Raw genomic sequence first — 12,415 nt, forward strand, 5'->3', positions numbered from 1 at the left:
CGAAAGTACCGCAGCGGCTGCGCGCTAACGCGCGGCGCGGAGGTAGCGCAGCAGCAGTGTTCCGTCGGGCGCGGACAGTGCGTGCGCGAGCGACATATTCTGCGGTGTCGCATCCGCCGCATCCACAATTCGCCGAGCAGACCCGCCTTCGAGCCGCGGGCTCACGGTGAGACAGAGTTCGTCAACAACGCCCTGAGCGATCATGGTCGCGAAGAGTGTCGGACCGCCTTCGCTGTGCTGCTGCACAAGTCCGCGTTCCGCGAGAAGGTGTTTCATCTCGACGGTATCTACGGCAGCGTCTCCCGCAATGATCACGTCAGCAACCTCTTCGATTCGTTTGCGGCTCTCCGCGGGGGCGCTCTCGGTGGTCACCACGAGGGGGCGCGTCGCATAGCTGCCCAGGTCTCCCGGCTCCAGCCGCAGGGATGCCGTCACAATGGCAAACGGTGGCTGAGCGGCGAGTCCTTGCGAAGTCCGCCACCCGGCAGATTCCTCGTCGAGAGCGAGATTGCGGTAGCCCTCCTGCCGCACCGTTCCCGCACCAACGACGATGACATCCGCAAGCCGTCGAAGCAGCCCGAAGACACGACCGTCTGAGTCCGTGCCAAGCCCACCAGACACTCCCTCGTGGGTGGCAGCGCCATCAATGCTCGACACGAAGTTCGCGCGCAACCACGGCACCGATCGATCAGCCACCGCGTAGCTCGCGAGAAGCTGCTCGTCGGTGAGCGGCGCCCCAGCGCTGAGGGAGTGAATTTCGGATGCGTCGGCCACAGTACCTACCTTTCGTTGATGTCGGACATGTTGTGCTTCAGCAGCGCGGGTTCGCGGAGCCCCAGAATGGCTTCGGTCATGCGCACGGCAGCAACAGTTTCCGCTACTTCGTGAACTCGCACGACCCGCGCGCCATTGAGGATAGATGCCACGGCGGCAGCCAGTGAACCTTCGAGGCGTTCGCGCTTCGGCTTATCAAGCACTTCGCCGATGAAGTCTTTATTGGAGAGAGCGACGAGGGTCGGCAACCCGAGTTCGGTGATTACATCGAGGCGACGGGTGAGTTCGAGACTATGCACGGTGTTTTTGTTGAGGTCGTGACCGGGATCGACAAACAATCGCTCGTCGGGAACGCCCGCGGCACGAGCCTGTTCCACTCGGCTCTGAAGAAAGTCACGCACTTCTGTCGCTACATCGTCGTACTGCGGCCGAGCGAACTGGGTGCGTGGCTGCGCCCGCGAATGAACGAGAATGAGTGATGCACCGCTGGCGGCAACAACGCCGGCGAGGTCAGGGTCGCTCAAGCCCGTGGTGTCATTAATCACCGTGGCACCGGCCGCGATACTCCGGCGAGCAACCTCAGCATGGAAGGTGTCGACCGAGATCACGACGTCGGATGCTTCGCGAAGCGCCTGCACAACGGGAACGACGCGCTCGCACTCCTCCTCGACACTCAGCGGGTCGCCTGGAGCGAACGGAACGCCGCCGATGTCGATCCAATCGGCCCCTTGCGCGACAGCCCGCAGCGACGCCGCAACAGCATCCTCGAGCGCGTAGTTGGTTCCCGCATCGTAGAAGGAATCGGGAGTGCGATTCACGATCGCCATCACCGCAACGTTGCGCGAGAAATCAAAGGTTCGATCGCCAATAGTCCGTCGTGGATTCCGCAGCGGCGGGAGGTCAAAACTCATACTCCCCATACTGGGCGACGATGCTGACAAGTGCATCTCAACCTCGCCGGGCCGCGCAGAGCGGAGGGCTAGTCTCGCCGCGATAAATTGCGCGGGCTAGCGCGTGAGCTCACGAGCGCAGAGCATGGCGACGCTCACGTTCGCCGCCCCTCAGGACAGCGCTGACCGCGCCGGAGCAATCACGGAGTCGACGATCGCTTCGATAGCGAATTCCGATGCTCGGCCGAGGTCGACGGTCTTGGGGTCGAGGAGCCACTGCACTTGCAGCCCGTCCATCACCGCTAAAATGCTGGCGGACGCGAGGTCGATCTTTTCTTTCGACGTGATTCCGTGCTCGGCGCACACCATCTTAAAGGCGTCGGAGACCGCACCTCGCAGCACTTCATACCGCTTTTCGAAAAAGTCGCGCCCGGGGTGATCGTCTGTCACTGACTCCGCAGACAGCACAGCATAGGCCTGAACGATACCCGGGCGGCCCTCATTGATAAACGCCGTGCGAACTAGGTGGCGGAAAAGTGCGATCCCGTCCGGGATATGTTGCTCTTCGAGATCAGCAACGTCTGTCTCATCGCGGAGGGCAAGCACTTCGAGAAGAAGTTTGTCCTTTGAACCGAAGTGATGCAGGATTCCGGCGTGAGTCATGCCCACTTCGTCGGCAATCTCTTGCAGCGTTCCGCCGGTAAAGCCCTTGTTGCCAAAGATTTCGACCGCGGCATCGAGGATGTCACGGCGCCGAGCGAGCGTCTCAGGCCGGGAACGGGGTGGCCGCCGATTAACTGCCATGGTTCGCCTCCCCCTTTAGCTGCTTTCCGGATGAAAGTATATCTGCGCACGAGCATCGAGATCGACTAAACGGATGCTTGCTTAACTTACTTACTTGATTGTAAGGTAAACCCGCACTCAGTTCGACGCCGTCGTCGTCCTTCGGACACGCCCGGCGTCATACACTCACACGCACAGGGTCGTGCGCCCACACGAAGGAGAATAGCAATGAGGCTAAGAACATCCATCGGTGCCATCGGCATCGCGGCGGCGCTGGCGCTGACCGGCTGCGCCACGAGCGCCGGCGATAGCGTTAGCGGTAGCGGCGCGGCGCTCACCATCGCAAAGCCAGACGGCGCGATCACCACCGAATCCCACAACCCCTACTTAGGCGACTCGTCAGCGTCGAAGTATGGCTATGCGAAAGTCATTTTCGAAACTCTGGCTCTCGTCAACCCGACAGGTGACCTCAGCACTACCCCGTGGCTCGCGGAGTCCGTGGAGTGGAACGACGACTACACCGAGCTGACTGTCGTGCCCCGCAGCGGCGTGACCTGGAGTGATGGCACCGCCTTTACCGGCGACGACATCGTGTTCACGTTTGACCAGTTCCTCAACGGTACGCTCGCCGACACCAGCGGCCTCAAGTACGAGGGTGCGACGGTCGACGGAGACGCCATCACGCTCACGTTCGGCGACTCGAAGTATGTCGCGCAGGCTCGCGTTCTGCACACCCCCATAGTGCCCAAGCACATCTGGGAGAACATCGAAGACCCCAACACTGACCCGCTCACCGAAGAGGGTCTCGCTGTCGGCACCGGTCCCTACGTTCTCGACAACTGGTCGACGGAATCTGTCACTCTCACGGCGAACCCGAATTACTGGGGCGGCGACCTTGCGGTGCCGGAACTGCACTACGTTTCGTACGGCGACAACGCAGCCCTCACCACCGCGCTTGTCTCTGGCGAAGCCGACTGGGCGCAGGCGTTCATCCCACAAATCGAGGCTAGTTACCTAGCCGCGGATGAGGCGAATCATTTCCTCGTGTCGCCCACCGCGGGAGCAGGCACCCTGTTCATGAACCTCCAGACGAAGCCGTTCAATGACCCGGCTCTCCGCGAAGCGTTGGCATGGACTATTGATCGTCAGGCCTACGTCGACATTGCGCGTGAAGGAGCGAGCGAGGCGATTTGGAGCGTGACCGGGCTGAGCGATCTTCTCGAGAATGAAATCCTGCCCGAGTACAGCGGCCAGAATTACAAGGTCGACGTCGATAAAGCGAAGCAAATCCTTACGGATGCCGGCTACACCTGGCAAAACGACAGTCTGATCGACCCTGATGGCGAGGCCGTCTCGTTCTCGATCTCGGTTCCTGCTGGCTGGAGCGACTGGAACACTGAGCAGGCTCTGATCGCTGAAGAACTGAGCGAAGGCCTCGGCATCGATGTCAACGTTGACCAGCCTGACTGGGGCGGCTGGGACGCCGCGCGTCAAGAAGGAACGTTCCAGGCGATCATCCATTGGCTCGAGGACACGGGCAATGCATATGGCCTGTACACCTCGACCATGGACACCAAGTGGATCGTCGATGATCGCGCTCAGTTCAACTTCGGACGATTCGACGACTCCGCGGTCACTGAAGCGTTGAACACCTACGCGAACACCGCTTCCGACGATGAGCGAACGGCTGCTCTCGAGGTTATCCAGAAAGCCTTCGTAGACAACGTTCCCGCGATTCCGCTCGGGGCGCACCCGCTCCTCGGCGAATACAACACCCGGAACTACGTTGGGTTCCCCACCGAGGACGATCAGTACGCGTCAGCGGATCCGACTCAACCGGGAATTGTGCAGATCCTTGCGAAGCTGACACCAACTAGTTAGCTAACGGGCTAACAACTCCACCGCTGGCGGGGCAGTGCGGCTATCGCACTCGCCCCGCCAGCCAGCCAACCAGCAGGAATAAGTCGTCAGGCCCTACACACCAAGCGCTAGGCACCAAGAAAGCGAGCATGAACCAATGGGAGAATCCCTGCTTTCCGTCAGAGACTTCTCGGTCGTCTACGACGTCGATCCGCCCGTGGAGGCCGTTACCAACGTCAACATTGACCTTCGTCGCGGCGAGATCCTCGGGCTGGCCGGCGAGAGCGGATGCGGCAAGACCACCCTTGCCTACGGAGTCCAGAGACTACTCAAAGCCCCCGCGGTAATTACCAGCGGTTCCGTCGTCTTCCACGACTCGTCGGGCGAGGACATTGAGATCAACGCGCTAGACCCCGAAGACATGCGCCGGTTTCGTTGGGACAAGATCTCTATGGTGTTCCAGGGCGCCATGAACTCTCTCAACCCCGTAGCGACGATCGGATCACAGCTCGAAGACGTTTTCGAGGTCCACCGGCCGACACACACCAAAGCGGAGCGACGCACCGCGGTTAGTGAACTGCTTGAGATCGTCAAAGTTGGCGTACAGCGGTACCGCTCCTTTCCCCACGAGCTGTCCGGCGGTATGCGCCAGCGCGTAATGATCGCTATGGCACTCGCCCTCCGCCCGCAGCTGATGGTGATGGATGAGCCGACCACAGCACTCGATGTGCTCGTGCAGCGCGAGATTCTGCGTCAAATTTCTGCTTTGCGCCATGAATTCGGCTTCTCTGTCATCTTCATCACACATGACCTCCCCCTTCTCCTCGAAATCAGCGATCGCATCGCGATCATGCGAGACGGCGAGATCGTTGAGCTCGACACGGCAGAGCAAATCTGGACTAATCCGCAAAACGATTACACAAAGTCACTACTGGCATCCTTCCCGCGCCTCACCGGTGAGAAAGGCCTGGTTTCGCGATGAGCCTTCTCGAATTCGATGCTGTCACCAAGATTTACTCTGTACGGGGCGCCGGCCAGATTAAGGCGCTGGATGATGTGAGCTTTACGCTCCAGTCCGGCCACACAACCGGGCTTGTCGGCCAGTCAGGAAGCGGCAAGTCGACAATCGCGAAGATTCTCACTCAACTCGAAACGCCAACGACCGGCGAGGTGCGTTTGGGGGGAAAGCCGATCCCCCGTCGCGGGAAGGGTCTTCGCTCCTACCGCCAGCAGCTGCGTATGGTCTTCCAAGATCCGTTCGCCTCGCTCAACCCGTACCACTCGATCGGTTACCACATCCAGCGTCCGCTTCAGCTCGACAATGTCGTGCCGAAGGAACAGCTCGACGACGAAGTGCGACGCCTTCTCGGCCGCGTGCACCTTGAGCCAAACACCGTCATCGACCGACGGCCCCACGAACTTTCCGGAGGCCAGCGGCAGCGCGTTGCCATTGCCCGCGCGCTTGCTTCTCGGCCACAGTTCCTCGTCGCCGATGAACCAGTCTCGATGCTCGATGTGTCAATCCGTCTCGGGGTGCTCAACTTGCTCGCCGATCTTCAACGCGAAGAGGGCCTCGGGGTGCTGTACATCACCCACGATCTGGCGACCGCTCGCCACTTCAGCGACGAGATTATCGTGCTCAACCAGGGTCGGGTGGTCGAACGCGGAGCCGCCGATGACGTCATACTTCGCCCGCAAAACCCCTACACACAAAGGCTTCGTGCGGCATCCCCCGATCCCGATAGGCACTTCGGGTCGGCAACCGGCATTCTCGGAGGAACCCAGTGACCGCTATCCAGCCTCAGCCTTTCACCGACGATTCTGACAGCGTCGATGCTGACACCACCCCCACGAACGCCGTCAAGGGACACTCGCGTATCCCCTGGAGGTTCCTCGGCGGCCGCGCGCTGTTCTACCTCTTCACGCTATGGGCCGCGATCACGATCAATTTTTTCCTGCCCCGCATGATGAAGGGCGACGCGGTCACCCAATACCTCGCCCGAAACCGCAACGTCACTCCCGAGGCCGCCGAGGCGCTGCGCTCGCTCCTCGGCCTCGACACCGATAAATCACTTCTGCAGCAGTATGTGGAGTACCTAGGTCTTCTGCTTCGCGGCGATCTCGGAGTCTCGCTGCTGCACGGCCTGCGCCCCGTCACTGAAGTCATCAGTCAATCCCTCCCCTGGACTCTGGGTCTCGTAGGCTTCGCGACCCTCATCTCTTTCGCGATCGGAACCATTGGCGGCGCGATTGTCGGATGGCGACGCGGGAGCAAGCTCGATGCCCTCATTCCCATCACCACATTCCTGAGCACCATCCCTTACTTCTGGCTTGGCCTACTCGCAATCGCCCTCTTCTCGGTGAACCTCGGCTGGTTCCCGATCGGCAAGGCATACGGTGTCGGGATCTCGCCGGAGCTCTCGTTCGAGTTCATCGGCCAAGTGATCCATCACGGAACCTTGCCAGCGCTCACCATCGTCATCGCGTCACTGGGCGGATGGATGCTCGGCATGCGCAACATGATGCTCACCGTGCTCGATGAGGACTATGTCATGGTGGCGCAGGCCAAGGGAATGCCGAACAGCCGAGTGCTCTGGGGATATGCGGCACGCAATGCTGTGCTCCCCCAGATTCAGAGCTTTGCCTTATCGATCGGATTCATAGTCGGCGGCACGATCGTGATGGAGGTGGTGTTCAGCTACCCGGGGCTGGGCAAACTGCTCCTCGATGCCACCAATGCGAAGGACTACGCGCTCATGCAGGGTGTCTTCCTCGTGATCACTCTCTCAGTGTTGCTGGCGAATGTGCTCGCAGACATTGCCTACGCATTCCTTGACCCGCGCACGCGTCAGACGGAGGACTGAGCCATGAAAACAAGTGTGAACGATACCTCGACCAGCCGCCCGGCGTGGACTCCAGAAACTGCGCTAATCAATACACTCCACAAGCGCCGCGGTGGCTACGGTCCCGAGAAGCCAACGTTCTGGACGAAGCTGGGTTCAGCCTTTGCGATGTTCCGTAACGGCAAATCGATCGCGGGACTGTCGATCCTCGGCTTTTTCGTACTCGTGGCAATTTTCGCTGATGTGCTGGCGCCATATTCGCCCACAGCCATCGACAACACCGCTCGCTTTCAACCCCCGTCCGCGGCGCACTGGTTGGGCACCACCCACATCGGCGAGGATGTGTTGAGTCAAGTAATCCACGGCACTCGTGGTGTCATCGTTGTGGGCTTTCTTGCTGCAATCATCGCCACCACGATCGCGATTATCGTCGGAGTTATCTCTGGCTACGTACGAGGCTGGCGCAGCGAGGGACTCTCTGCTCTCACGAATGTCTTCCTTGTGATCCCGGGGTTGCCGCTCATCATCATCGTTGCATCGATGTTCGATGATCCACCTTTGATCCTGATCGCTGCGGTACTTGGTGTCATCGGATGGGCGTGGGGCGCGCGGGTGTTGCGCGCCCAGACGATGTCTCTGCGCAATCGCGATTTCATTCAAGCAGCCCGCGCCAACGGCGAGCCGCTCCACCGAATCATCCTGGTCGAAATGCTTCCCAACCTCATGGCGCTTATCGCTGCGAGCTTCGTGGGGACCGTGACCGCGGCGATCCTCGGGCTCACGACTCTGTCGTACATCGGGGTTATCCCTGTCACAACCTACAACTGGGGCACGATTCTCAACTGGGCAGGTGCCCAAGGCGCGTTTCGCCAAGATCAGTGGTGGTGGTACATGCCTCCGGGACTCTGCATCGCGGCCATCGGCGTCGCCCTGTCGCTGATCAATTTCGGTATCGACGAATACGTCAACCCACGATTGAGGTCTGCCGGAGAACGGGCACGGGCAATGAAGAAGAAGGGCCTGAACGTCAACGACACTGTGACAGCCGTTCGGCCAGCGACAACAGCATCACCATCAGCATCACTAACGACGGAGAACTCGTGACCGGCACCAACACCACCGCCCCCCTCTACCGCGACCCGACAAGTACCGTCGACGACAGAGTCCTCGACCTCCTCTCGCGAATGACCGTTGAGGAGAAAGTCGGGCAGATGATGCAGCTCGACGCGCGCGAGGACCTACCGGAACAAGTACTGCGTCAACACGTGGGGTCGATCTTGCACGCGTCGCCTGAACGCCTCGCGATCGCGCACGAGCTTGTCGCCCAGACCCGGCTTCAGATCCCGCTCATCGTCGGCGAGGACTGCATCCATGGCCACTCGTTTTTCGAAGGCGCCACTATTTTCCCAACTCAACTCGGAATGGCGGCGTCGTGGGATCCCGACCTGCTCGAGCGTGTCGCGCGGGCTACCGCTAAAGAGGTCGCTGCCACCGGCGTGCACTGGACCTTTTCGCCTGTGTTGTGTATCGCTCGCGACCTGCGCTGGGGGCGCATCAACGAGACCTTTGGCGAGGACCCCTTCCTCATCGGAGAACTCGCTTCGGCTATGGTGCGGGGATATCAAGGCGATGGCCCCCAAGACAGCACAGCCATCCTCGCGACCGCCAAACACTTTGCCGGATACTCTGAAACTCAAGGTGGGCGCGACGCCAGCGAAGCTGACATTTCCCGGCGCAAGCTCCGCTCCTGGTTCCTTCCGCCATTCGAACGAGTGGCAAAGGAAGGCTGCCGCACTTTCATGCTGGGATATCAGACGACCGACGGCGTGCCAATTACAATCAACGATTGGCTTCTCAACGATGTACTGCGCGGCGAATGGGGCTACACCGGAACCCTCATCACCGACTGGGACAACGTCGGACGCATGGTCTGGGAACAGCAGGTTCAACCGGATTACGCACACGCCGCAGCCGCAGCAGTAAAGGCCGGCAACGACATGGTCATGACAACTCCCGGGTTCTTCCACGGTGCTCTCGAGGCCATCGAACGAGGTCTGCTCGTCGAGGAAGATCTCGACCCTGCGGTCTCGCGCATCTTGCGCCTGAAATTCGAGTTCGGGCTTTTCGAGAATCCCCGACACCCCGATGCCAGCCGGATCGACACGGTTCTCGCAAGCGAACCGCACCGTACCCTCAATCGTGAGACTGCCCGTCGCTCGCTCGTTCTCCTGCGCAACGACGGCACACTCCCCCTCCTCAACGCGACGGATGAGGATGCCCCCGCCCACACGGAGGCAACGCCGCGTCGAGTGGCGGTAGTCGGACCTCTCGCTGATGACGCGCAAACGCAGCTCGGCGACTGGGCTGGCTCATCGGGGCAGGCGGACTGGCTGCCGAACGGACACCCCCGCGACATGATCACGACCACTCTCGATGGTCTACGCCTCGCTTGCCCCGCTGATTGGACCATCGACTACGCAGAGGGGGCCAACATACTGACGCTCGACGATGATCCTGAGGGTGCATTTTTCCCTGATGGTCAGCCACGCCCGCCGTTAGTGGTGCCCTGCCCGCCAGATGAAAAGATGATCGCCGCCGCGGTCTCCGCGGCACGCCAGAGCGACGTCGCCGTAGTGGTCGTCGGGGACAGAATCGAACTAGTCGGCGAAGGCCGCTCGACCGCGACCCTTGAACTCATTGGTGGCCAGAACGCGCTCATCGATGCGATCGCGGAAACAGGGACGCCCTTTGTTCTCGTTCTTCTCGCCTCGAAACCCCTCGTGCTACCACCGTCGGCTGATCGCGCGGCTGCTCTGCTGTGGGCCGCAAACCCCGGCATGGAGGGTGGTCAGGCAATCGCCGAAGTGCTCCTCGGGATCGTCGAGCCGAGCGGACGCCTTCCCATTTCTTTCGCGCGTCACGCCGGGCAACAGCCCACCTACTACAACCAGATCCGCGGGCAACATGGAAACCGTTACGCTGACCTCACCCAGAGCCCCGCATATGCATTCGGAGAGGGACTCTCCTATACGACGGTCAAATACGACAACCTTCGGATCATCGGGGACGAATACGGCCTCGACGGCACCGTTCAGGCAGAGGTGACAGTGACAAATACCGGTACCCGACCGACCCGCGAGGTTGTTCAGGTATACATCCGCGACCAAGTCACATCCGTGAGCTGGGCAGACAAGGAGCTCAAGACTTACCGCCTCGTCGACCTCAACCCAGGCGAGTCGCAGGCGGTCTCGATCGAACTCGACGTTGCCGACTGCACCCTTGTAGATGCCAACGCGACGCGTCGCGTCGAACCCGGAACCTTTGAATTGCTCGTCGGGCCCTCGTCGCGCAACGAAGTGCTCCTCGCGGCCCCGTTCTCCGTCCTCGCATCCGTATAGGAACCGGTGACGACCCCCGACTCTGGAGATACGGCGAACCAGAAGGGATTCCTCGACTTCGGCCGCTGATTGCGCGCTCCGTTCCTTCAAGGAAAACTGACCTTGTAGCCCACTATCCCTATACTGGGCGACACAACCGACCTCCCCAGCGGGATCCGCGTAGACAAGGTTCTAACCCGTGACCACATTCACGATTGCTCGAATATATGGCGTACAAGAGAATGCCGACGCCTACAGAATTCTCGTCGACAGACTCTGGCCGCGCGGCATTACACAGACAGACGCTGCGCTCGACGAATGGTGCAAAGACCTGGCGCCTACTTCGGAACTACGAAAGTGGTGGAACCACGATCCGGAATCCCTGAACGAATTCGCCGACCGCTATCGTGCGGAGCTCGACGACAACGTCCTGCTCCCCGACATCCTGAGTCGACTAACCACGCATGCGCACGTCACACTGCTCTATGGGGCTAAAGATCCTCACGTAAACCACGCTGTGATTCTAGGCGACTACCTTGCCGAGCACTCCTGAGCGGATCTGGGCCCGTGCACGGTTCTGCACTCGGCACCCCGAAACGACGGATCTCTGCGACATCATCGCCGGAACCGCACGACAAACTACTGCGGGAGAAGAAACGCCCCGCAACAATGGACGCAGCGGCTAGCGCCACAGCGATCGCCTAGAGAAGCCAGCAGCTAGCGGCTAGCGCGGCATGAGTTAGCCACGCAGCAGCAGCATGCCAGCAAGCACAGATGCTGCGGCGATAAGCAGCGAAATACCGAGCAGCACAGCGTGCACACGGTAGAACGCGGTGGCCTTTCCCGCGGTGTCGCGCGCGCGGGGGTCAGCGCTGACGCGCTTGAAGAACCGCGGCCATGCGACGACATTGAACAACGCGCTAATAAACAGAATGATTGCGGCAAACAGCTCCATGATGTTCTCAGCCTACGCCGCGCTCGAGGGCCGTTGCGCCATCCCTCCGAACCAACCTGCGAGACAATGGGTGGATGCTCGAGTACACGTTACGCGGAGGCCCCGGCGCCAGCGCCGAAGCCGGACTCGAAGTCAAACGCTCACGCTTCCTCTGCCACATAGTCCGAGTCGACAACGAAGCGGATGCTCGAGACGTCATCGAACAGGCGCGTAAAACGCATTGGGACGCCCGGCACCACTGCTCGGCGTTTGTGCTCGGCTCTTCGACAGAGGCCGATCAGGTCCGCCGATCAAACGATGATGGTGAGCCGTCCGGAACCGCCGGGCGCCCCATTCTCGACGTGATCACTGGTCGCAACCTCGTTGATTGCGTTGCGGTGGTGACACGCTATTTCGGCGGCACCCTCTTGGGCACCGGTGGTCTTATTCGCGCCTACTCGGATGCCACGGCACTCGCCGTCGATGACTTACGGGCACAGAAGCGCCTTGTGCTTCGAGAACGTCGTGAGCTATTTCAGCTGGCGCTCCCCCATGCGGATGCCGGCCGGGTTGAGTCTGAGCTGCGCCAACACGGCGTCACGGTAGTCGGCACCGAATACGGCAGCGCAGCGGTGATGACGTTGGCGGCAGACCCTGGCGACGAATCAGCGCTGGCCGAGCGGGTTGCCGGCATCACGTCGGGTGCGCGATCGCTGGAGCCTGTCGGCTCCGAGTGGGTAGACGCGGAGCTCCGTTAGCCCAGCGCTGGATGTCTGTCCACTCGACGCCGAGCTCCGATCGAACGAAAACTGCACCCGGCGGTGGACCGAGATTGTCCGGTGGGTGGTTAACGCAAAATAGCCACACCCCGAAGGGTGTGGCTATTTTACAATTGAAGTCCGGCGGTGTCCTACTCTCCCACAAGGTCCCCCTTGCAGTACCATCGGCGCAGAG

The 12,415-nt window shown here is 60.8% G+C and carries 12 protein-coding genes; 8 read left to right on the top strand and 4 right to left on the bottom strand.

Annotated elements, in window-relative coordinates; translation table 11 throughout:
- Positions 1–24: 24 nt before the first annotated feature.
- From I6E51_RS14045 to I6E51_RS14055, 3 genes are all read right to left on the bottom strand, one after another.
- A complete protein-coding gene (locus I6E51_RS14045; RefSeq protein WP_197109001.1) occupies positions 25–774 on the bottom strand; it encodes a pyrimidine reductase family protein in 750 nt (249 codons plus the stop codon).
- A gap of 5 nt (positions 775–779) precedes the next feature.
- On the bottom strand, positions 780–1,685 hold the full coding sequence (folP, locus tag I6E51_RS14050; protein WP_197110706.1) for a dihydropteroate synthase: 906 nt from the start codon (positions 1,683–1,685) through the stop codon (positions 780–782).
- Positions 1,686–1,835: 150 nt separating this feature from the next.
- Positions 1,836–2,468, bottom strand: a complete 633-nt coding sequence (locus I6E51_RS14055) for a TetR/AcrR family transcriptional regulator (RefSeq protein ID WP_197110707.1) — start codon at positions 2,466–2,468, stop codon at positions 1,836–1,838.
- Positions 2,469–2,675: 207 nt separating this feature from the next.
- On the opposite strand from I6E51_RS14055, the gene I6E51_RS14060 reads away from it, so the two are divergent.
- The 7 genes from I6E51_RS14060 (at position 2,676) to I6E51_RS14090 (ending at position 11,080) form a co-directional block, all read left to right on the top strand.
- Positions 2,676–4,328, top strand: a complete 1,653-nt coding sequence (locus tag I6E51_RS14060; protein WP_197109004.1) for an ABC transporter substrate-binding protein — start codon at positions 2,676–2,678, stop codon at positions 4,326–4,328.
- A 136-nt stretch (positions 4,329–4,464) separates the two neighbouring features.
- Positions 4,465–5,289: an ABC transporter ATP-binding protein gene (locus tag I6E51_RS14065; RefSeq protein WP_197109005.1), complete on the top strand. Its 825-nt coding sequence runs from the start codon at positions 4,465–4,467 to the stop codon at positions 5,287–5,289.
- On the top strand, positions 5,286–6,095 hold the full coding sequence (locus I6E51_RS14070) for an ABC transporter ATP-binding protein (RefSeq protein ID WP_197109006.1): 810 nt from the start codon (positions 5,286–5,288) through the stop codon (positions 6,093–6,095). The genes I6E51_RS14065 and I6E51_RS14070 overlap by 4 nt, the downstream gene beginning before the upstream one ends.
- The gene (locus tag I6E51_RS14075; RefSeq protein ID WP_197109007.1) at positions 6,092–7,171 is read left to right on the top strand and encodes an ABC transporter permease; all 1,080 of its coding nucleotides are present in this window, start codon (positions 6,092–6,094) and stop codon (positions 7,169–7,171) included. The genes I6E51_RS14070 and I6E51_RS14075 overlap by 4 nt, the downstream gene beginning before the upstream one ends.
- Before the next feature lie 147 nt (positions 7,172–7,318).
- Positions 7,319–8,254 carry an ABC transporter permease gene (locus I6E51_RS14080; protein ID WP_231600222.1) on the top strand — a complete coding sequence of 312 codons (936 nt, stop codon included), beginning with the start codon at positions 7,319–7,321 and terminating at the stop codon, positions 8,252–8,254.
- On the top strand, positions 8,251–10,548 hold the full coding sequence (locus I6E51_RS14085; protein WP_307784018.1) for a glycoside hydrolase family 3 N-terminal domain-containing protein: 2,298 nt from the start codon (positions 8,251–8,253) through the stop codon (positions 10,546–10,548). Before I6E51_RS14080 ends, I6E51_RS14085 begins: the two co-directional genes overlap by 4 nt.
- Before the next feature lie 178 nt (positions 10,549–10,726).
- A complete protein-coding gene (locus I6E51_RS14090; RefSeq protein WP_197109008.1) occupies positions 10,727–11,080 on the top strand; it encodes a DUF488 domain-containing protein in 354 nt (117 codons plus the stop codon).
- Between the two features lie 186 nt (positions 11,081–11,266).
- Here the strand turns inward: I6E51_RS14090 and I6E51_RS14095 are convergent, their stop codons facing one another.
- The gene (locus I6E51_RS14095) at positions 11,267–11,482 is read right to left on the bottom strand and encodes an SCO4848 family membrane protein (RefSeq protein ID WP_197109009.1); all 216 of its coding nucleotides are present in this window, start codon (positions 11,480–11,482) and stop codon (positions 11,267–11,269) included.
- A gap of 74 nt (positions 11,483–11,556) precedes the next feature.
- On the opposite strand from I6E51_RS14095, the gene I6E51_RS14100 reads away from it, so the two are divergent.
- Positions 11,557–12,219, top strand: coding sequence for a YigZ family protein (locus I6E51_RS14100; protein ID WP_197109010.1), 663 nt, complete (start codon positions 11,557–11,559; stop codon positions 12,217–12,219).
- Positions 12,220–12,415 lie beyond the last annotated feature (196 nt).

This window comes from Salinibacterium sp. NSLL17, assembly GCF_015864935.1.
Lineage (GTDB): Bacteria > Actinomycetota > Actinomycetes > Actinomycetales > Microbacteriaceae > Rhodoglobus.